We start from the raw sequence: 23,353 nt of genomic DNA on the forward strand, positions 1-23,353 counted from the left end.
ACCGTACTGAAAACAAGGCAGAACCAAGATCTATCTGTACAAGGTGAAATGCCCTACAAATCGTTGTTTCTCCCGGTCATTGGCATTGACCACATACCAGTAGTCCCCTGTGGGCAGGGGTTTACCCTCGTAGTTCCCATCCCATTTCTTTACTTGGTCCAAATGGGCCACTACCCTACCGTAACGGTCATAGATAATGACTTCAATGTTGGGGAAAAACTCACGATTGCCCGGGTACCAGTAATCATTGAGGTTGTCGCCATCCGGTGTGAAAAAATCCGGCATTTCCGGCATTCCCTCAAAGTCAAACGGCATTACCAAATTGGCCACGCATCCGCGTTCATCACGAACCATAATGTTGACATTGGCATCTACACTGATGTTAAAAGTGTTGGTTTCACCATACGATTCCCCTTGGAAGAAATATTCGTATCCGCCATAACCGCCCGTTGCAACGGCAGTCACCTCATTGGGACCTGTTTTCACTGCTTCCAAGGTTAGAGGCTCGTAGGCTTCAACTTCAAACTCCACGAAGGTTACACATCCATTTTGATGATAAATGAATACTGTGTGCTCTCCCGCGGGGAGGTCACCAAAAGTACGTTGCTCGGTAGCCAAGGAAATATCATCCACATCCAAGGCAAACAGTAATTGGGAAACTTGGGAATTATCCGAAATATTGATACGAACAGTGCTGTTCGGGAAAATACCGTCACAACCATACTCTACCACAGGTTCGGCTTCTATTTCAATCCCAATGCCTATATCCGCAACAACGGTGGTCTGACAGCCATTGGCATCCCTAACAAAAATCACATAGGTCTCTCCACCCTGGAGATGGTCAAAAAACAGACTATCATTCTGGACAAAATCGGCATCATCGGCAGAATTCACACTGGTAAAATACGGTGCAGTTCCTCCCGTTACGTTCAAGGTCAAGGTACCATCACCATCTCCCAGACATACTTCAGGGGTGGTAGAGGCCACACTTGCCACCAATTCGGCCGGTTGGGTGATTTCCACCGTTCTGGTAATGGTACAGCCCAAATCATCCTGAATGATAATATCGTATGTTCTAGGAGACAAATCGTTGAACGTTTTTCTATTCGGGTTGCTTGGGTCGTCCCCTTCAAAGAATTCGCTCAACGTATCGGAAATGGAGTACCGAATAGCTCCCGTACCACCACTGGCCTCGATAATGATCTGTCCGTTGGCATCGCCGGCACAGACTACTGGTACCGCTTCAAGATACTCTAATACCAAAGGTGGTTTGGGGTCTATAACTATAGGGTCGGATATAGCCTCACATCCGCCACTTTCTGCATATACATAATAGGTTCCGGGATTCAACTCCCTAAAGATTCCTGAACTTTGTGCCGGACGTACCATGGTGGCAGGGGTAACCGGCAAGGTGTTGGAGTTTACCAAAGTGTACATGTAACTACCAATCCCCCCAAAGGCTTCGGAACGGATAATTCCGGTTGCCTCTCCTGCACAATTGATGGTCGCGTTGGTCAAATCCAGTGCAATCACCAAAGGCGCTGCGGGGTCCAAGGAAATTTGGTTGGACTTTTCAAACGGACATCCGTTTGAATTCTGCACATCGTATTGGAATGGACCTGGGTCCACCGTAATGTCCTCGGCAATTACAACACTCGTCATTCCTGTGCCAAAGGCTACAAATGGGTCCGATGTACCGGCCCTTCGGTAGAAATATTCCACCCCGGGTTCTGGATTGGTCACCGTGAGTTCCATTCTACCCAAATCCCCACATCCAGGTGGTTGCAGCTCCACAAGCTCGGCCACTATAATTTCTGGGTCATCTATGGTAATAAGATCTGTTGTGAAACTACAGTTCCATCCATCAAAAATGGTAATCCTGTAGTCTCCGGCCGAAAGGTTGGCAAACGTTGGTGTGGTCTGCAACCCACTATTGGTTCCATCCGTGATCCTGTTCAACTGATAAAGATAATTTCCAGGGCCTTGTCCCCCAGATACCAAATCAGCTTGTATAATGGCATTGTTGTCATTGTTACAGGCCAGACCCTGCACGATTTCTATGTTTGCGGTAATTCCAACGGGGGGTGGTAAAAAGATGTCTCGACCAGCCTCACAACCTCTTACATCCTTAACGTTTACGGTATAGGTATCCGTGGATAGATTTTCAAAAACAGGATTGGTATTGGGATAATCCACCAAAACAGTACCATCCGAAGCCACCAATTGATATTGGTACGTACCCCAACCGCCATCACCGGTCGCCGTAATCTCACCCAAACCAGGAACATTACAGGTTACGGGTGAGGTTTGTACAAGGTCTACAGTAAGTGCCCTGTCCGGGGAACGGACCGTGGTCACATTGCTGACCACATCACAAAAGGGGGAATCCAAGGCTTCAATATGTACCACCAAGTTTCCAGCGGGCACATCGATGATCAATTCTGGTGAGTTGATGGGTGCATTGGTATCAAAACTACCCGTTACCCCTGTAGAAGTTTCCACACCCAAGTTGTCCCTAGTGAACACCTCATAATTGTATTGTCCGCTATAATTGTTGATTTCCAAACTGATGATGCCATCACTTCCGTTAAAACACATCACTGGTTGCACTTCGGCAATCACCGCCTCAATGGTATTGTATTCCGGCATGTTGACCGTGGTCGTTAGATAGGTACACCCACCACTGCCCACATCGGTCACCGCAAAAATGTAGTCCCCTGGGGTGGCAATATCCCAGGTTACCCGGTCTGAACCCCCAGAACTTCTTGCCGGCTCAGAGCCTAAAGGAAGAATTTCCACCTCATAGCTTCCAGGGCCTTCATTGATAATGATATCAATGGTGCCCGGATTGACTCCCGTACCTGAAGCGTCACAGGTAATCTGATTTACATTGTAGCTAAACGTGATATCCGTAGGACTGTTGATGGTTACCGTTGAAGTATCCTCACATCCATTCTGGTCCCTTACCGTCAAGGTTATGGTCTGATTGGTACCATTGTCAATAACCTCAAAGGTATTACCGGTCTGGAAGTTGGTGCCATCAAACTGGGGCGTACCATCATTCATGCTATAGGTGTATGGTCCGGTTCCCGTGCCAATGCCCGTACCATCACCATTGGTATCCGTATAGATCGTGATTGTGGCCGTACTGAACTGGTTGCTTGATGGATTACAGCTGAATTCGGTATGGATGGCATTGGACTGCAGCAAAGAGGGCTCATCAATGAAGATGTTGCCCGATCTATCGGTACAACCTCTATCCGATACCACCTCAACCTGGTAGGTGTTGGGTTGTAGATCATCAAATACGGGTGACCCTTGAGGTCCTGCGATGATGGTTGAACTCGACCCCAAATACAGCACATAGTTTATCGGGGTATCCGTATCACTTCCAGGTTGCAACTCTACCGAAATAGTACCGTTGTCCGCCCCATTACAGGTAACATCACTGCTTGGGGTGGCCGTGATCACCGGAGTGTTCACAGTGGACACATTGACTATGGCCTCATCCGAACAGAGCGGTGTGGTGTTGGAGTTCAAGTCGGTCACCAAAATATTGTAATCTCCGGGCAAAACATTGTTGAACACATTGGTATACTGGGCAGGACCTATATTGGCCAAGGTTCCCGCGTCCCGCAATTGATACTCAAAATTGCCACTACCTCCCGTAGTGTTCACGGTAATGACCCCATCCCCGGCATTACAAGTGGGGAATGAAGTAGCATCGGCCGAAATAGCGAAGAAATCGAACACTTCTGCCGTAACCGTATTGGTACAGCCATTGCCATCCCTAACAGTAATCAGGTATGTTCCCGGGTTGGGCACTGTAAAGGTAGTCCCAGATTGAAAACCACTACCTATATCATACTGGAAGGTGTTTTCTGGTTCAGGTCCAGAAGTCAACGGGGACACCATATGAATCTGATACCCACTGGTGGCCGTACATTGGTTGACCACATCTATAACTGGAGTAGGCACCCCAGCTTCTTGGGTAACCGTTAATGTGGTAAATGCGGTACATCCACTGGCGTCCTGTACATAAAAATCGTAATCCGACGGGTAAGGTCCCGCTATCTCAAAAGTAGTTTCCGGTGAAAAAACCGTGGGTTCGGCAGCTCCCGTAGGCACATAGGCATAATTGAACGGTCCTGTACCACCAAAACCACGCACCGTGACCAAAGCCCCTGCATTACAGGTAGCTTCCACAAAATTATCGATGGCGATGGAAGGAGAACTAAATCCAATGAATACCAAAGTACTTCCACTACATCCTGTATCGGTATCGTTGACAATAATCTGATAATTTCCGGGCGCCAAGCCAGTGAACGTATCCGTGAAGGGGAGTGATTCATTGGTAAAAGATGTTGGTCCTGACAATGTAGCTCCCGTATCCGTATTTTGTAGGGTGACCGTAAAATTGGCAGGGTCGTTCGGCAATCCCGATACCTCATACGTAATGGTACCACTTCCCGATACATCACAAGAGGCCGTAGTGGTCGTGGCAGTGACCGTAACCGGACTTGGTGCGGTAATAGGGTCTATTTCTTCAATATAAATACATCCCAAAGCATCTATGACCTCCACAAAATAGGTCACTCCAAAGGTTACCACTGCCGAAAAATCATGAATATCCACCCCATTGACATTGGCTGGAACAAAGGCTCCCCCACCCACTAGTCTAAATTGGTAAGGTGCCGTACCTCCAACCGCCTGCACCCTATAGGAAAGGAAAGGGTCGGTACAATTTAGGGGAGCAGCATCCAAAGGAATCAAATCCAGACTATTTTGATCAAGGACCACCTCATCACGGTCCTCACAACCTTGGGCATCCGTGGTGACGATGGTGTAATTTCCAGCAGGAAGGTTGGGGAAATTTACCGTGGTACTTGCCGTACTCATGGAAGAAGCCACCAAATTCCCGGCCACATCCAATAAGACATAATCAAACGGGGCAACACCATTGTTGATCGTTGTGGAAATAGAACCGTTCACGGACCCTGCTGAACACACTGGGTCTGTAGGGGTCACCGTGGCGTCCAAAGGAGAGCTGGCCCCTATGGTCACATCATAGGCCGGACTTACGCAGCCCCTGCTATCACGAATTACAAATCCGCCATGGGTTCCTGGTCCGTATCCTGAAAAGATATTCTGTGTACTAAAAGTGGCCCCATTATCATTACTGAACTCATATGGAGGTATCCCTTGACTCGTATCGGGAATCAGTTCCACAATGCCACCTGTATTGTCACCACATTGGGTATCCGTGCCCACTACAGAGCCTGCAATGGTCTCCGGCGGGGAAATGGTCACTACATTGGTTTCATTGGTACAGCCATTGGCATCGGTTATCAAAAACTGGAATGTGGTATCCGAAATGATGGAGCCATCATTGGGAATGCTGTACACAAATGAATTTCCTGTGATGTTGTTACTGTCCGAAGTATACGGGGCTCCATTGATACTTACTTCATAAATATCATAGTTTCCTCCCGAAGTATATCCGTTGCTGATGTTCACCTGAATTTGGGCAGGTGGCCCGGCACAATCCAACTCTTGGATGGTGGTGGCATTGGCGATCACCTGGGGCTCAATAGTCGCTGTGACCGTATCCCGACAATCGTTGCTGTCCATAACCTCGATGGTGTAGGTTCCCGGGGTAAGCCCAGAAAAGCTATTGCTTCCACCCCATGCTCCTCCATTGATTCGATATTGATAGGGAGCAACGCCCAAGGTGGCATTCACCACCAAAGTGGCCGCGGTAAAATTATCGTAACAAAAATCAGAGGCTCCTGTATCCAAAGCCAAGGTGGGTGCTTCCAATTGGGTCAAAGTAAAGCTATCGGTAACTGTACAACCATTGGCATCGGTTACGCTTACCTGATAGGTACCATCTTGGGAAAGATTGGAGAAAGTACTTCCATTTTTTGGACCTCTGGTGGAGCCATCTGGCTGGGTAAGGGTATAGCGGTTACCGCCCCATCCTCCAATGGTGTTGATTCGCACGGCACCAATGTTTCCATTTTGGCAGCTCATGTCGGTAACATCCAAACTGGAAATGGCAAAGGCTGTTGAAGGTTCCTCAATAACCAAAGTGGCCGTGTCGGTACAGTTGGTCTCTTCATCGGTCACAGAAATGACATAACTTCCTGCCGCCAATCCTGTTACTGGGATAATGCTTCCATTCTGACCGGTAAAAACCGTTCCTCCATCAATACTATAGCTGTAAGTGGTGTTGAAACCATCTACCAAGAATCTACCTTCCCCATCGGAATCCCCAACACAGGTGACCACTTTGGTCTGTTGGGCCGTTACTCCAATGGAACTGATATCGGTAATGGCATAGTTTTCATCATAAGAGCAACCTTCATTGTCCGTCACCCTAAAGGTATAAGTCCCCAATCCCAACCCAGTAAAGGTGTCATTGTTCCCATTATTGACCACACTGGCAGCCGGGGCAATGATTTCATATGTATACGGTCCAGTTCCCCCAGTAACCGTAAGTTGTAGGGAAGCCGTGGTGGTGATACAATCCAAACTTGAAATGGCAAAATCCAGATTGGTGGGTTTGTCCAAAGCATTAAAAACTATATCTGGCAGTGTTTGAACACATCCATTGGCATCCCGTACCAATGGGGTATAGGTTCCCACTCCCAAGTTAGGGAAGACGGTGTTTGTACTGAATCCGGCCCCTACGCTGTATTCGTAAGGTGCTGTTCCTCCAGAAACCCCGGAAATGGTAATTTGTCCCCCATTTTCATTGGAGCAGGTAGGAACCGTATTGGGTGTAGCCGTGGCCACAATGGTCGAAGGCGTCCCAATGGTAGCCACTTGAGGTGTTGTGGTACAGGTAAAGGAATCCTGCTCGTACCGTAAAACCACATCGTAGTTGCCCGGGGCCAAATTGGAGAATACATTACTAATTTGAAAGGTAGCCCCATTGTTGATACTGTATTCAATTTCATACCCAAATCCATTGGTGACGTTAATGGTAACCCTACCATCATTGGCGCCACCACAGTTGGCATCTTCCTCAGTGATGTTGAAAATTGGCGGTGGAATATCGGGAACATCCACAGAGGCACTCCTTTGACACCCATTGGCATCTTCCACCAGAACATTATAGGTCCCGGGGGTGGATACCGAAAAACTGGTGGACCCAGCATATGTGGAACCAAAAGGACCTCCATCCACACTAAAACGGTAGGGAGCGGTACCTCCTGAAGTGGTCAGGTTTACATTCACTGAAGTAGCCCCACAGCCAAAACTATCGGATGCCGTGGCCGATACCGCCAACGGGCTTATACCGTTTCCTATGGTGATGGCATCTCCATTGATATCTGTTGTGATGGTCTCAGAACAATTATTGGTTTCTACCCGGATGCTGTAGGTACCTGGACTAACATTGGCAAATGTATAGGTATCGGCTCCATTGGGTCCAAAGGTATCCACGGTAACCCCGTTCTTCACCAAACGGTATGTATAAAATCCCGGAACACCGGATACTTGCACATCTATACTTCCCAATTCCCCACTACAAAGAATATCATTGGCGGTCACATCTACTGTAATATCCAACTCATTGACAGTAACACTGTTTGATGGAAAAACACAAGCACTGGCCGAAACATTTTTCAAGCGTACATATACCCTGTAACTTCCTGAAGCGGTAATATCGAAGAAAGGTGCATCTTGGTAAGGCCCTGCCGGACTGTTCAAGCTGTATTCATATCCTGCAGGAACATTGGTCACCTCTACCCTACCCGGATTGCCACATACAATATCTTCCTTGATCAATTGTGGGTCCAATGGGTTTAAGGTCGATTTAAAATAATAGTATTGACCGGAGCCTACCCGTACCCTGAACTCTCCTGCCGTGGATAGGTTATAGGTAGGATCTATTCCAACCGTGTTCCAAGTACAGGCCCCATTTATGGTGGGACAATCGTCCACCACCGTTGGCGCACAGGTATTGGGGTCCAATTTTTGCCATTGATAACTTGCACCAGATTGACTGAGCGTAAGGGTCCTGACGTCACTGGTACCGCACAGGAAAAATTTGGCAAGTGTACTTCCATCATTGGGGCAGACCACTTCTTGATTGGCCCCTTGGATAATGGTAGCGAACATGCTTGCACTGGCAAAAGAGGAGGATAAATCCGATTTAGATACAGAAGTATCAACAGTACGTACTGCCGTCTTCTTTTCCTCTCCGGATTCAGAAACCTTTGATACGATGTGGGTGAGCATCTTTTTGACTTCCGTCTTTGCTAATACCGTGGAACAAAAAATGGATATGGATACCATCAACACGGCATATAGCAGATGCCTTGTCTTTCGAGGGAGCATAGGTTAAGTCTTGTTAGGACAGAATATTCAGATTTGGGACCTTAATATTCTAAATCGTAGTTATCTATACTTATAAAATTCTCTTTATCTTTTCAGCAATCAACTACCAAAAAGTAGTCGTTCGTCTATAAAATCTATTATTTCAACGTAAAACTATGAAAAAAAGTGTGGTGTTTCTGTATTTTTTCGTTGTACTGCTCAGTACATCTTGTGCCCAAGTTCCCGATAAGGGCATTCAACTTCCAAAAACCATTGATTTTACTGTAGAACCTGTTATTACCGGTATCCAAACCCCATGGGGCATGGCTTTTCTTCCCGACAACAGTGTTTTGGTAACCGAAAAATCAGGGGAACTGATTCTATACAGCAATGGAAAAGCAACGAAAATAGGGAACATCCCAAAAGATATCTACGCCCGTGGACAGGGTGGGTTGATGGATATAGAGCTACATCCCAATTACAAAGAGAATGGCTGGATCTACTTCTCATACGCGTCCAGTTCAGGTGACCAAAAGGGAGGAAACACGGCTATTTTTAGGGCAAAACTCACCAAAAACAAACTTGCACAGACCCAACTTCTTTACAAAGCGGAACCCAACTCTACCAAAGGACACCATTTTGGTTCCCGCTTGGAGTTTGATACTGATGGGTATTTGTATTTTTCCATTGGAGACCGTGGGGACAGGGACATAAATCCTCAAGACATCACCAGGGATTGTGGCAAAATATACCGAATACATGACGATGGCCGTATCCCCAATGACAATCCTTTTGTTGGAAAAACCGGTGCAAAAACTGCTATTTACAGTTATGGACATCGAAATCCCCAAGGGTTGACCCTTCATCCCGAAACTGGAGATTTATGGGAACACGAGCATGGTCCACGGGGTGGGGATGAAATCAATATCATCCAAAAAGGAAAAAACTATGGGTGGCCCATTATTACATACGGAATCAACTATAGCGGCACAAAAATTACGGATGAGACCTCCAGACCAGGCATGGAGCAGCCCATGTACCAATGGACCCCTTCGATAGGTCCGTCCGGAATGGCCTTTGTTTCTTCCAGCAAATATCCCAAATGGAAAGGGAATCTATTGGCCGGCTCCCTATCCTTTCAATACTTGGAACGTTTGGTCATTGAAAATGGCAAAGTCACCTACCGTGAAAAATTATTGGACGGCATGGGAAGAATACGAAATGTAAGACAAGCTCCTGACGGATTTATTTATGTTGGTATAGAAGGCAAGGGCATCTATAAATTAGTGCCCAAGCCTTGAGGTAAGCTTTACTTAAGCGCATCAACAGCTGCCTTGACGGAACCGTATTTCTTTAGGGCTTTTTCCGCTTCTTCGTATTCCAATCCCAGTTCCTCCATGACATAACGGGTACCACGGTCCACCAATTTGATGTTGCTCAACTGCATGTTCACCATTTTGTTGCCCTTCACCCGTCCCACTCGGATCATAACCGCCGTGGAAATCATATTGAGCACCAATTTTTGACTGGTTCCACTCTTCATACGGGTACTTCCAGTCAAGAATTCCGGACCTACATTGATTTCAATGGCAATATCACTTTCGGTGGCCAAGGGTGATCCAGGGTTATTGGTGATTCCGGCGGTAAGTATCCCATGTTTCTTGGCATCGGCAATACCTCCCAAAACATAAGGTGTGGTCCCGGATGCGGCGATGCCCACAAGAACATCATTGGCATTGATGTCGTGTTTCATCAAATCTTTCCAGGCCTGCTCCCTATCATCTTCGGCAAGCTCTACCGACTTGCGGATTGCAACGTCCCCGCCAGCCATCAACCCAACTACCCTAGTATGGGGCATTCCAAAGGTTGGGGGAATTTCGGAAGCATCCAGGATACCCAATCGCCCGCTGGTACCGGCCCCGATATAGAACAAGCGCCCTCCCTTCTTAAAACGGGGTGCGATCTCATCCACCAGTTGTGCTACTTTGGGCAGTACCGCTTCCACGGCATGGGCCACTTTTTTGTCTTCATTGTTGATGTTGGTCACAATATCCAAGGCATCCATTTGGTCCAATTGGTCATAAAGTGACGGTTGTTCAGTGATTTTGATGTGTTTTTCCACTTGGTTACAATAATTGTATGTTCATATTCTTAAATGCATCGAGTTTAACATCCCATGGTTCCAGTTCGGTGATCAATACGTCTATCTCTTCAACGTCACATATCTTAAAACGTTGCAGCGAACCAATTTTTTCCGATATACATGGAGATACCACCTTTCGGGAACTATGGATCATAGCCTTTTTCATTTGCACAATTTCCCAATCGAACTCCGTAAGTCCTTCAACCGGGTGCAAGGAATTGGTCCCTAAAAAACAGATGTCCACTTTAATCTCGGAAAGCATATTGATGGCACTGCCCCCAATGGCTATCTGGGAATCTTTGGACATTCGCCCCCCTATAAAAATAACCTCAATATTGCTCTTTGTCAACAATTGCACGGCAATGGGCAAACTGGGTGTAAAGCAGGTCAACTTAAACTTCGAGGGCAAACGCTTGGCCAACTCCAAATTTGTAGTTCCACCGCTCAACAAAATTACCTGGCCTTCCTTGATCAAGGAGAGACATTTTTCCGCAATTTGGGACTTTTCCTCCAGTGAGTATACAGTTTTCCCAATAGGATTATAATTGTTGAATCCCAACGAAATGGCGCCCCCATGTACCTTTTTCAGCAGCTTGGAGTTATGGAGTTCCTTGATGTCCCTTCGCACCGTATCTACCGAAACATCCAACAAATTGGCAATATCCGTTAACAATACCCTATTATGGATGCCCACTTCATTGAGAATAAATCGATGCCGCTCTTCTTTTAGCATATGGAGGGTAAAGTTAAATAAATCCTAAAAAGATTGCTTATTACAGCAATATATTGCAAAAATAAGCAGATATCTGGATAATTTCGATTAAAATTGCTTTTACTTGCAATCTTTTGCCGTTTTTGCATATATTTGGATGTAGAATTTCGATTTTTTGCAAGAGTACTGTGGACTTTTATTCATTCTTTATTCCTGAAAAAGAATTTTTAATGATAAATATCAATCAAGTCCTTGGGATTTTGTCAGACCATCAAATTCGCCACGGAAAATATAGCTCCACCCAATGCGATTGACCGTGAACTTACTAGATACTATTAACTCTTAATTTAACTACTCAGATTTATGGGAAAACTTCATGATTACCTAGGAAAAATGAGGTTCCGATTGGCCCTACTGGCCCTTTTGGCAACAACGTTGAGCGCGTTTGGCCAAAGTCAGTATACCTTGACGGGGACCGTAACTGAAAGCGGCACTGGACTTCCAGTGGTCGGCGCATCAGTATTTATTGAAAACACATCGTTCGGCACCGTTACCGATTTTGATGGAAACTACAGCTTTACGGCTTCATTGGAATCTGGATCATACAGCCTATCGTTCAGTTCATTGGGCTTTTCATCCCAAAAGGTGTCCATTGATGCCGGCGGTAACCTTACCATTACTACAGATGCCGTCCTTTCAGAGGATTTATTGAGCTTGGACGAGGTGGTCGTGACCGGTACCGGTGCCGGAGCCAACAAAAGAGCTTTGGGGAACGCCATTTCTTCAGTAAAATCCGAAGATTTGGTGGACAACGGGGCCACGCAAATCGACCAAGCCATTGCCGGTAAGATCACCGGTGCCTTGGTACAGCAGAATTCTGGTGACCCTGCAGGGGGTATCAGCATCCGTTTACGGGGGCCCAGTACCATTTCCGGTAATTCGGACCCACTTTATATTGTGGATGGTATCATCATCAGTAACTCCAGTAATGAGCTCGTAGATTTAGGGGGGAATGCCCAGAACCGTTTGGCGGATATCAACCCTAACGATATTGAAAAGATAGAAATCATCAAAGGGGCCGCCGCCGCCGCCATTTATGGTTCCAGGGCGAGTAACGGGGTAGTTCAGATTTTCACCAAACAAGGAAGAAGTGGGGAACCCAAGTTTTCTTTCATGACCAATACGCGTATCAACGAACTACGCAAGGAAATCGATTACAATACCGTGCCTTTGGCGTGGACCGCTCCAACCGACCGTTCCGACCTGAACACCGTTGCCGTAGACCGATACAACCTACAGGATGAGATATTTGAGTCTGGTTTTGGTGTGGAAAACTATTTTTCCATGACCGGAGGTACCGAAAAAACCTCCTATTACCTTTCCGCTTCCCATTTGAGCAACGATGGGATTGTGAAAAACACCAACTTCAAACGCTATGGGTTTAAGGCCAACCTTTCCCAACAAGCCTTTGATTGGTTAAAAATTACCGGTGGTTTCAATTATGTACGAAGCGTAAGTAAGGATGTACCCAACGGAGGGATCAACAATGCCTATGGTGCCATCACCGGATTTGTTTTCAGTGACAACTCGGTAAACCCAGCTCCAGATGAATCAGGAGTGTATCCGGTAACCTCTCTATTGGTTCCCAGGACCAACCCTGCAGAGGCCGTTGCCCGATTCGATTTCGGTCAGAAGACCAATCGTTTCATCACCAGCGTTGCCTTGGATGCCAACTTTACGGACAATCTGAGCGCCAAGTACACCTTGGGTATGGATTATTATAACCAATCCGCCACAGCCTATATCCCCATCAACAATACATCACCCAATGCCGATGGATATGCAAGACGGTCAGATTTGAACAGCTTTCAGTACAACTCCGATTTGAACCTTACCTATAAAGCGGATATTACCGATGCCATCGCATCCACCTCCACACTTGGGGGATCATGGCAATATGAAGAGCGAGACAGGGTAGGCATCAATGCCACAGGACTTCCTCCCGTGGTGGAGACCGCTACCGGAGGTAGTATTTTGGAGCAGGGCGAAAGTCGTTCCCAAATATCCTATTGGGGTGCCTTCTTCCAACAATCCTTCTCCTTCAATGACAAAATTTACGTCAATGGAGCCGTGCGTATGGATGGCGCTTCAACATTTGGTGAAGACGAAAGAAACCAGTTGTACTTTAAGGCCAGTGGTTCTTATGTGGTTTCCGATGAAGACTTTTGGAAAAGTACCTTCGGTGGAGCCTTCAACCTGTTCAAGCTAAGAGCTTCTTGGGGACAGGCGGGTAACTTGACCGCCTTGGGTGCCTTTGATAGATTTTCAGTCTACAACCCCGATGCCTTGACCGGTTCGGTGAGTTTGATTCCTTCCACCGCCCAAGGTAACGAAGACCTTAAACCAGAACGTCAAGATGAAATTGAAATTGGTTTTGATGCCGGATTGCTGAACAGCCGATTGGGTATTGAATTCTCCTATTACAAACAAAAAGTGACCGATTTATTGCTTCCAAGAGTTTTGGCTCCTTCGAGCGGATTCGGTTCTCGTTTTGAAAATGTGGGGAACTTGGAAAATACCGGTGTTGAGATCCTATTACGTGGAGCTCCTATAAAAACCCAGGACTTTAGCTGGGACGTTACCGCTACCTTCTCCAAGAACAAGAACGAGGTGACCAACGTTGCCGGAGGTGGAAGACTGGCCTTGGCTGGAAGTTTCTCTACCAACTATGTTATTGAAGGAGAACCCTTGGGTGTGTTCTACAGACAGTTTTATGCCAGAAACGAAGATGGTTCCATTGCCTTGGATGCCGATGGGTATCCGTACAGAGGTACTACCGAAGATGGTGAATCCTCCAAAGTATTGGGCGATCCCAACCCAGATTGGTTCGGCTCTTTTATCAACGAATTCTCTTATAAGAACTTTGGTCTTCGTGTACAGTTCGACGCCGTTCAGGGATACGATGTATTCAACTGGAACCGCAGATTGCTGGACAACGTAATCTTTGGTGGTGGTGCCCAAGTAGGGCAAGAACTATTGGGCAATTTGCCTAAAGGATATGGAAGTGCACAGGCCAACATCTTCGAGGAATTTGTGGAGGATGGTTCCTTTGTAAAACTACGGGAAGTGGCCTTGAGCTATGACTTTAAACCCAAATGGGAGTGCATAGACAACGTGAAAATAAGTTTGGTGGGAAGAAACCTGATTTCTTGGGACGATTACTCCGGATGGGATCCAGAAGTAAGTGCCGCCGGACAGAGCAACGGAGTACGTGGATTTGATTTTGCCACCGTGCCTATTCCAAGAACCTATCAACTAGGCTTTAACGTTAGTTTCTAATCCAATAAAAAATTGATGATGAAAATATATAGATATACAAAACTAAAACTGATGTTATTGCTTACCTCCGTGGTGGCGATCACATCATGTGAAACCGATTTTGACAATCCGAATGCCGCAACGGACGATCAGGTATTCTCCTCCAGGGAGGGTATCTTGGCTGCGACCATAGGGATGCAACAACTCTATTCCACCACTGGTTTGCGATGGGTCGTTGAAACCCCTGCCATCACCGCCAGGGAGGGAGGTATTACCACTACCTTCCAAAACATGATCGAACTGGAAGACGGAGGGGACATTCCCAATTCCAACTCCAATGTCGTTGGACTTTGGTCCACCATGCTACGCGTGGTCGGCATCGCAGAGGATATAGCTGAAAATGCAGCAAACGTGGACATTGATGCAGGAACCCAAAGCGGATTGATTGCCTATGCCAAGCTCTACCAGGCCATGAGTATAGGGGCTTTGGCCCAAAGCTACGAACAGGTGATCGTAGCCACTTCGGAGGATAACCCACCTTTCGTTTCAAGAACCGAAGGTTTCAATACGGCCATTACCCTATTGACCGAGGCCAAAGCAGCCATTGCTGCCAATCCCATATCCGGAGAGTTTCAATCCGAAATCTTAAGAGGGGATATCGATTTGGCCAATACCATTGATGCCATGCTGGCAAGGTTCAACCTTTATGCGGGAAATTATGAAGCTGCCATCAGTGCCGCTTCCGCTGTGGATCAGACCTCTGCCTCTGTATTTACGTACGATTCCCAAAACCTGAATCCTATCTGGAGTAGGGTGTATCAGAACAGTGCACCTAACTTTAAGCCTAGGGACAACTTTGGTTTGCCGGATTCGTTTACATTCGATGCCAATGACGGCAGATTCGATTTCTATCTTATCGCTTTGGACGAGTTGAACCAAAACCAATTGCCCATTGAGGACTTGGCTGGTTTCTTTGATGGCGATACCGAATCCATTCCGGTGTACCTTCCAGACGAGATGAACCTGATCATTGCTGAAGCCAACCTAAGAAAAGGAACACCTGATACTGGAGCGGCCGTTGCTGCTTTGAACGAGGTATTGACCGACACCGATGACGTGTTTGGTGTAAATGCCAACGTTGCCGCTTATGCAGGGGACACCACAGTGGATGCCCTTTTGGACGAAGTGTACAAAAACAGACGTGCAGAATTGTTCTTGACCGGTTGCAGCTTGGAGGATAGTAGAAGGTTTGGAAGACCCCAACCCTCTCCAACGGTACAGAACTTTGACGAGGAACGCAACAGGAATTTCTATCCTTATCCAAATACGGAACGGGACAATAATACCAATACACCGGCCGATCCGTCAATTTGATCAAAATAAATTATTTGAGTTGTTAGTTGTTTTAATTTAATCCAAGTGAAAAGGCCTACATTTAGTGCATCGTAGGCCTTTTTTTATTCTTATGAAGCGTATTTTATACATCCTTCCCGTTATTTTTTGTTTATCCTGTGCCGTGACCAAAGCCCCAAAAGAAGAGTTTAGGGGAGTTTGGATCGCCACTGTGGCCAACATTGATTGGCCCAAGAATCCCAAGGACAATGTTGAGAAAAAGAAGAGAGACTTCACTGAAATACTGGATTTTTACGAAGACTTGAACTTCAACGCTGCCATTGTCCAAGTCCGTACCGCTGGAGATGCCCTGTACGATTCGGATTTGGCCCCATGGTCCGAGTACCTCACCGGAAAAGAAGGTGAAGCCCCGGAAGGGTTTTCAAATCCTTTGGAATGGATGATAACGGAAACCCACAAAAGGGGCATGGAATTCCATGCATGGCTCAATCCCTATAGAGCCACAGTCGATTTGGACACTTCCGCACTTTCCAAACAACATGACTTCCATCAACACCCGGACTGGATGGTAAAATATGGGAAAAAGTACTACTACAATCCCGGTTTGCCCGAAGTTCGACAGAAATTCAGTAAAATCATCGAAGAACTGGTCACCGGATATGAAGTGGATGCCATCCATTTCGATGATTATTTCTATCCCTACAAGGTCAAAGGAGAAGTTTTTAAAGATTCAATCACTTTTGCCACCTATGGCCTTCCCAATCAAAATATAGAGGATTGGCGCCGTAGCAATGTGGATTCCTTGGTGAAAGATGTACACCACACCATTAAAAAGAACAAGCCATGGGTACAGTTTGGCATCAGTCCCTTTGGTGTATGGAAAAACAAGAGTACGGACCCCAAAGGTTCCGACACCCAAGCGGGACAGACCACTTATGAGGATTTGTATGCCGACCCCCTACTCTGGGTAGAGAAAGGTTGGTTGGATTATCTGGCTCCACAAGTCTACTGGAGCATGGATTACCCAGTTGCCTCCCATAAAAAAATCACTACGTGGTGGGCCAACACCACCCCAAATACCCACCTTTATATCGGAAACGGTACCTACAAAATAAAGAACAACCCGGACAAAGCCTGGAAACGAAACAACGAAATTCCCAAGCAGTTGGACTTTGCTAGGCAAGAGAACAATATCAACGGGAACATCTTTTTCAGTGCCAAATCCCTAATCGGACAACACGAAAAAGTAAACCAGAAACTCAAACGGAAATTTTACAGGCTTCCAACACAAAGTCCCGGTCCGCTGAACCACATTAAAAGAACAGTTGCCATACCCACGGTTGAATCCGTACAAAAACATGGCAGTCAACTAAAAATCTGTGTTTCGCATAGCGATTCTATCCCTAGATTCATCTTGCTCTACGAATTGGATCCCAAAACAAAGGAACCAAAAACACTTATCGGAACAGCGTATCTTTCCGAGAGTCAGGATTTGGGCTGTGTTCAAATGGAATTGGAAAGGAAGCAAATCAAAAAGAAGATGGGAGTAGTGGTTCGTGATGCCTATGGCAATGAAAGCCAAACCCAACCCTTGGAACAAAATCCAATGGATTAAAAACGTAAGAAAAACTATAAAATGGATGTAGCAAAAAAGGATAAAAACGCTTGGCTCTGGGTTCCCTTTCTCTATTTTACCCAAGGTATCCCCTACGTATTGGTGGTAACCGTTTCCGTTATCATGTACAAACGTTTGGGCATTGGAAATGCAGAAATTGGACTCTACACCAGCTGGCTCTACCTCCCTTGGGTCTTAAAACCGCTTTGGAGCCCTTTTGTGGAATTGAACGGCACCAAGCGGAAATGGTTCTTGGTCATGCAGTTGATCATGTCCTTGGCCTTTTTGGGCATTGGCCTCTTTTTGCCATCCAACGCATTTTTCACCATTACCTTGGCTTTTTTCTGGATGGCAGCATTTGCCTCCGCCACCAATGACATTGCTTCCGATGGCTATTATATGATCGGGCTTTCACAAAAAAAGCAGTCCTTTTTTATTGGCATGCGCAGTACCTTTTACCGATTGGCCATGGTGACCGGGCAAGGACTCTTGGTAATCATTGCCGGCTTTTTGGAGCATAAATATGGGGACAACACCAAAGCATGGTCCGTGACCATGATCAGTGCTGCGGTATTGATGTTGATTCTGACCGCGACCAATTTTATGGCCGCACCAAAATTTGAGGCACCACCCACCAAAGATTCTGAAAAACCCACCAGCTTTTGGGAGGTTTTTGCTTCCTTCTTTAGAAAAAAACACATTGGAATTTCCCTTTTGTTTGTCCTTAGCTATCGTTTGGGCGAATCGCAATTGGTAAAAATGGCCTCACCATTTCTCTTGGACAAACTGGAAGTTGGAGGGCTCAGTTATTCCACCGAAGCGGTAGGTACCATTTATGGTACGGTTGGGGTCATCATGCTGTCCTTGGGCGGAATCATCGGCGGAATCCTTATCTCGAGGGATGGATTAAAAAAATGGATGTTTCCCATGTTGTTGTCCCTAAACCTGCCCAATATCCTCTATGCCATATTGGCCATCACCCACACCACCAGCATTTATGCCGTAGTGGGCACCGTGGTGGTAGAGCAGTTTGGATATGGATTTGGGTTTGCCGCATTTCTGGTCTTTCTCATTTATGTGGCCGAAGGTGCTTCAAAAACATCACATTATGCCATTGCGACCGGCTTTATGGCCTTGGGCATGATGCTACCCGGTATGCTCAGCGGATACATCCAGGAATGGTTGGGATACGATGGTTTCTTTGTTTGGGTGGTCATCGCGGCCATTCCGGCATTCCTCCTACTCCGATTTATTGAATACCCAGCCGATTACGGCAAAAAGACAAGCGAATTAGATGCATAAAAGAATACTCCCATATACCACTGCCCAAAAAGACCTATCGTTACAACAAAAGATCGGGCAATTGTTCATGCCTGCCGTTTTTATAAATGATACCGAGGAAGAAGTGGCCAAAATGGAGCAATTGATCCATGACCATCATGTAGGAGCCCTGTGCTTCTTTCATAGTAGGGCCAGTGCGGCCACCAATTTTGAAGGAAAAAAGAAGGTTGTCCACAATGAAAAAAGTTATGACCGATTAAAAACCCTCATAGAGCGCTATCAAAAAGCGGCACAACAGCCTCTGTTGATTGCCATTGATGCCGAATGGGGTTTAGCCATGCGGATTGAAAATACCCCGCAATACCCATATGCCATCACGTTGGGGGCCCTGACCAACAACCTTGATCTTATTGAACAGGTTGGGCAGCACATTGGCTTGGATTGTAAGGAAGCAGGTATCCATTGGAATTTGTCACCTGTAGTGGACATCAACAGTAATCCTGAAAACCCTGTGATCGGTTACCGATCGTTCGGGGACAGTAAGGGTGAAGTGTTTTCCAAAGCCGGGGCATACCTAAAAGGTCTGGCAAGTTCAGGAACTTTGAACTCCATAAAACATTTCCCCGGGCATGGCGATACCGCCACGGATTCCCATTTGGGCCTTCCGGTAATCGACAAATCTTTGGAAGAACTCCATGAAAATGAATTGTACCCTTTTCACCAACTGATACAAAAAGGAGTGGACTCCGTCATGGTGGGGCATTTGCTGCTTCCCCAGTTGGATAGCGAAGAACCCTCCACGACTTCATCAAAAATTATTACGGACTTGCTTCGCAATACTTTGGGGTTTGATGGAGTGGTCATCTCCGATGCACTGAACATGCATGCCGTTTCCCAAAGATATCCCGAAAAGGGCAAGTTGGAGGCAACCGCCTTTGCCGCAGGAATGGATATGTTGTGTTTTAGCGAAAATGTTCCCGAAGGCATTGAAGCAATCCTCAACACCGCCACCGAAGCAGAAATTGAACAAAGTTTTAAACGCATTTGGCAGCTCAAGGAAAAGGCATTTTCCCATTCAAAAGACACTTCTCCAACCAAAGAACCTTCAGGGCTAAACCGACTATTGGCACAAAACACCCTTACCGAACTCCACGGCAAAGCTGAGGAAGTATCCAAAATCAAGAGTGGTGCATTTCTCAACCTGTCGGTGAACAATAACATCCAAAATAGGTTTTCCGTAAAAATCGAAGAGGACCTCGGCCAGAAACCATGGGATTTGACAAAGGACAAAGCGACCGTTGAAACATTGTTGGAAAAGCATCAAAATGTTGTACTGTCCATCTTCCCTCCTGCCGTAAAGCCAAAAAATAACTTTGGTTTTGAAAACGAGGTGTTGGATTTCATCAAATACATCATCGCACAGAAAAATGTACTCATCTATCTTTTTGGAAATCCATACGCCTTGGACATCATGGGGCTATTGCCCACATCGAATGCGGTTCTGGTGTATCAAGATTTCTCAGAATTTCAAGAAGAGGCCTTCCAACATTTCATTGGAAAGTTGGCGGCCAAAGGAAAGCTACCCGTTCAACTTAAAACCTTTCAGCCATGAAAACCGATATCATTTCCTCATGGGAGAAAAATGCATTGGAATGGATCAAGGTCATCCAGAACCAAAGCATTCCCTCCAGAAAGTTCACCAACACAGCCATAGTGGAAACCATCAAAAATCTAAAGGGCAAGAAAATTGCCGACATAGGGTGTGGCGAGGGTTGGCTGACCCGGGAAATGACCGCCTTGGGATGGGAGGCTACCGGCTTGGATGCCATTGCAAGTCTAATTTCCGAAGCCAAGACCAAAGGAAAAGAAGCCTATCATGTAGCCACCTTTGAGGACATTATATCGGGAAAAACCATTCCCAATGCACCATTTGATGCTGCAGTATTCAATTTCTGTCTGTATTTGAAGGATGACCTTGTTCCCCTTTTACAAAACACCTTGGGCCATCTGACTGTTGGAGGCACTGTGGTGATTCAAACCCTGCACCCTTTTTTTCTGGTACAAAACAGTATGCCCTACAAAAGCCAGTGGCTCACCGATTCCTGGAAAGGTCTTCCCGGAAACTTTGAGGATGGCCATTCATGGTATGCCCGAACACTGGAGGATTGGATCAACGAATTGAATGGGTTACAGCATGGAGGGGTTTCCATTGAAGAAGTGGTCAACGATGAAGAAAAACCCATTTCCTTGATCATCAAAATTAAAAAAGCATGAGCACCTATAAAGTTTTAGGGTTGATGTCCGGCACCTCCTTGGACGGCTTGGATATGGCCTACTGTTATTTTACAGAGGATAATGGACGTTGGAAATTCTCCATTGAACGAACAAAAGAGGTTTCCTATACCGATGAAATGCGGGAACACCTCAAAAATGCCATTTTCCTATCCGAGGAAGACCATGCCCAACTCCACAAAGACTATGGCATTTGGCTGGGGGAACAATCCAAACACTTCATTGATGAGGAAAATTTGGATGTGGATTTCATTGCCAGTCACGGACATACATCGCACCATAGACCGGAAGATGGGTTTACCTTTCAACTTGGTGATGGCCAATTATTGGCCAATACCAGTGGAAAACAGGTGGTTTGTGATTTTAGGACCAAGGACGTTACTTTGGGCGGCCAAGGAGCCCCGTTGGTGCCCATTGGGGACAAATTGTTGTTCCATGAATATGATTTCTGCCTCAACCTTGGAGGTATCAGCAATATCTCGTTTGATGACAACGGGGTACGGATAGCTTATGACATTGGATTGGCCAACATGCCCTTAAACTACATTACCCAAAGAATGGGGTTGGACTATGATGAAAATGGGAAACGGGCCAGAACGGGAACATTGGACCATGACCTCCTGCAAAAACTAAACAGTTTGGCATACTACAAATTGCCTTATCCAAAATCGACCGGGTATGAATGGTTCACTGGGGAAATTATTCCTTTGATTCAAGCTTCAAAGGCCACCAACATTGATCTACTTCATACATTTATCCACCACAATTGCGAGCAAATTGCTAACGAGGTAAAAAAATATGCCGTAAAGACCCCCAACAAATTATTGGCCACGGGTGGTGGTGCCTTGAACCAGTTTTTTATGGATACACTTCAAGAAAAATTGGGAAGTATCGCTATAGTTTCCACACCAAACAAAACCTTGATTGCGTACAAGGAAGCCTTGGTCTTTGCCCTGATGGGCGTTCTACGCCTTAAAGGTGAAACCAATGTGCTGCGTTCAGTCACAGGGGGGCGTAAAGATTCCAGTAGCGGAGAGGTTTTTTTTCCGGTAAAGGATTAAGCGGTCACCATTCTTCTGGGTTTTCTGCGCACCAGCATAAAAATCAATACCGAAAATAGCCCACAAACAGCCAAACCTGCAAAAAGTGGCCAAACACTGTTTTTCACAAACTCTCCGATAAAGGTTGCTATGGGTATGGCAAAAATCGTGGATACAAACCCATTGATGGCCGCTCCAATTCCTGCTATGTGTCCAATGGGTTCCATGGCTATGGACCTGAAATTCCCCCACATGAATCCTAGACAGAAGAACTGTGCAGACAAGAATGCCACCAAAACATAAATACTAGGGTTGGGTGAATTAAAAAAGAGTACCGTATACAACAAAGCGATTATGGTAAAGGCCAATGTGGCCATAAAGGAAAGCTTTCGCATACCAAAACGCATCACCAAGGTCCCGTTCAAAAAGGTGGAAAGTCCTATGGAAATGGCCAATCCCGCAAAAATATAGGGAAATACCTCTTTTAGGGCATATTGATCCTCAAAAATATGCTGTGCCGAACTCAGATACACCAAAAATGCCCCGGTCACCAGACCAGAGGTAATCGTAAAAGCTACGGTTTCCTTGTGGCGAATAAATTCTTTCAACCCATCAACGAATACATGTCCGGAAAATGGGATTTTAAATTCGGGGTGAAGGGTCTCGGGTTGTCGTTTCCAAAACCAAAGTGCTATGATCAAGGCAAAAATCAATTGGACATAGAAAATACCTTTCCAACCAAAGCTATCCAAAATTACCTTTCCAATGGCTGGGGCCACCACGGGCACCAAAATAAAGAACGCCACCACAAACGACATGATCTTGGCCATATAATCTCCTTCATAGGTATCACGGATGATGGAAATGGATATGGTCCGAGGTGCCGAAAGTCCAATCCCTTGAAGGATCCTACCCAGCACCATCACCTCCAAGGATGGAGCATACAAGCAAACGATACTGGCCAACAAGAACAAGATGAATCCAGCATAGACCACAGGCTTTCTTCCATAACAATCAGACAGCGGACCGAAGAACAGCTGGCCCAATCCCAGTCCCAAAAATATCATAGTGACCAGCATTTGGTTATCCGTGGAATCCAAACTATTGATATCGGCACCAATATTGGAGATGGCCGGCAATAACGCGTCAATGGCCAAGGCCACAATGGACATTAAAGCAGCCATTAAGGCAATAAATTCAAAATTAGGTTTTTGGGTTTCTTTTTGCATGTTGCAAAATTAGGCATACCCCGCGGGCCCACGAAGCTTTTAAGA

12 protein-coding genes are annotated in these 23,353 nt (G+C 46.0%); 8 read left to right on the top strand and 4 right to left on the bottom strand.

Annotated elements, in window-relative coordinates; translation table 11 throughout:
• Positions 1–30: 30 nt before the first annotated feature.
• Positions 31–8,247: a T9SS type B sorting domain-containing protein gene (locus tag ACPD8L_RS06280; RefSeq protein ID WP_423942568.1), complete on the bottom strand. Its 8,217-nt coding sequence runs from the start codon at positions 8,245–8,247 to the stop codon at positions 31–33.
• 254 nt (positions 8,248–8,501) lie between these two features.
• Here ACPD8L_RS06280 and ACPD8L_RS06285 point away from each other — a divergent pair, with 254 nt between their 5' ends.
• The gene (locus ACPD8L_RS06285; protein ID WP_421809752.1) at positions 8,502–9,626 is read left to right on the top strand and encodes a PQQ-dependent sugar dehydrogenase; all 1,125 of its coding nucleotides are present in this window, start codon (positions 8,502–8,504) and stop codon (positions 9,624–9,626) included.
• A gap of 8 nt (positions 9,627–9,634) precedes the next feature.
• Here the strand turns inward: ACPD8L_RS06285 and murQ are convergent, their stop codons facing one another.
• Both murQ and ACPD8L_RS06295 read right to left on the bottom strand, forming a co-directional pair.
• On the bottom strand, positions 9,635–10,447 hold the full coding sequence (murQ, locus tag ACPD8L_RS06290; protein WP_116218132.1) for an N-acetylmuramic acid 6-phosphate etherase: 813 nt from the start codon (positions 10,445–10,447) through the stop codon (positions 9,635–9,637).
• Positions 10,448–10,451: 4 nt separating this feature from the next.
• Positions 10,452–11,201 (bottom strand): DeoR/GlpR family DNA-binding transcription regulator, encoded by a 750-nt coding sequence (locus tag ACPD8L_RS06295; protein WP_116218133.1) that lies wholly within the window; start codon positions 11,199–11,201, stop codon positions 10,452–10,454.
• Positions 11,202–11,543: 342 nt separating this feature from the next.
• On the opposite strand from ACPD8L_RS06295, the gene ACPD8L_RS06300 reads away from it, so the two are divergent.
• The 7 genes from ACPD8L_RS06300 (at position 11,544) to ACPD8L_RS06330 (ending at position 22,100) form a co-directional block, all read left to right on the top strand.
• Complete coding sequence (locus ACPD8L_RS06300) at positions 11,544–14,519, top strand: SusC/RagA family TonB-linked outer membrane protein (RefSeq protein ID WP_116218134.1); 2,976 nt, start codon at positions 11,544–11,546, stop codon at positions 14,517–14,519.
• Between the two features lie 51 nt (positions 14,520–14,570).
• Positions 14,571–15,872: a RagB/SusD family nutrient uptake outer membrane protein gene (locus ACPD8L_RS06305; RefSeq protein WP_181898201.1), complete on the top strand. Its 1,302-nt coding sequence runs from the start codon at positions 14,571–14,573 to the stop codon at positions 15,870–15,872.
• A gap of 91 nt (positions 15,873–15,963) precedes the next feature.
• Positions 15,964–17,466, top strand: coding sequence for a glycoside hydrolase family 10-like protein (locus ACPD8L_RS06310; protein WP_421809753.1), 1,503 nt, complete (start codon positions 15,964–15,966; stop codon positions 17,464–17,466).
• A 21-nt stretch (positions 17,467–17,487) separates the two neighbouring features.
• Entirely contained in the window at positions 17,488–18,768 is a 1,281-nt protein-coding gene (locus ACPD8L_RS06315) for an MFS transporter (RefSeq protein WP_423942571.1), read from the top strand.
• A complete protein-coding gene (locus tag ACPD8L_RS06320; protein WP_421809755.1) occupies positions 18,761–20,359 on the top strand; it encodes a glycoside hydrolase family 3 protein in 1,599 nt (532 codons plus the stop codon). Before ACPD8L_RS06315 ends, ACPD8L_RS06320 begins: the two co-directional genes overlap by 8 nt.
• Positions 20,356–21,021 (top strand): class I SAM-dependent methyltransferase, encoded by a 666-nt coding sequence (locus tag ACPD8L_RS06325; RefSeq protein ID WP_421809756.1) that lies wholly within the window; start codon positions 20,356–20,358, stop codon positions 21,019–21,021. Before ACPD8L_RS06320 ends, ACPD8L_RS06325 begins: the two co-directional genes overlap by 4 nt.
• Complete coding sequence (locus tag ACPD8L_RS06330) at positions 21,018–22,100, top strand: anhydro-N-acetylmuramic acid kinase (RefSeq protein ID WP_421809757.1); 1,083 nt, start codon at positions 21,018–21,020, stop codon at positions 22,098–22,100. The genes ACPD8L_RS06325 and ACPD8L_RS06330 overlap by 4 nt, the downstream gene beginning before the upstream one ends.
• Here ACPD8L_RS06330 and ACPD8L_RS06335 read toward each other — a convergent pair.
• Positions 22,097–23,308, bottom strand: a complete 1,212-nt coding sequence (locus ACPD8L_RS06335; protein WP_116218141.1) for a multidrug effflux MFS transporter — start codon at positions 23,306–23,308, stop codon at positions 22,097–22,099. The two genes, ACPD8L_RS06330 and ACPD8L_RS06335, sit on opposite strands and share 4 nt — an antisense overlap.
• Positions 23,309–23,353: the final 45 nt, after the last annotated feature.

This window comes from Flagellimonas algicida, assembly GCF_049629585.1.
Lineage (GTDB): Bacteria > Bacteroidota > Bacteroidia > Flavobacteriales > Flavobacteriaceae > Flagellimonas.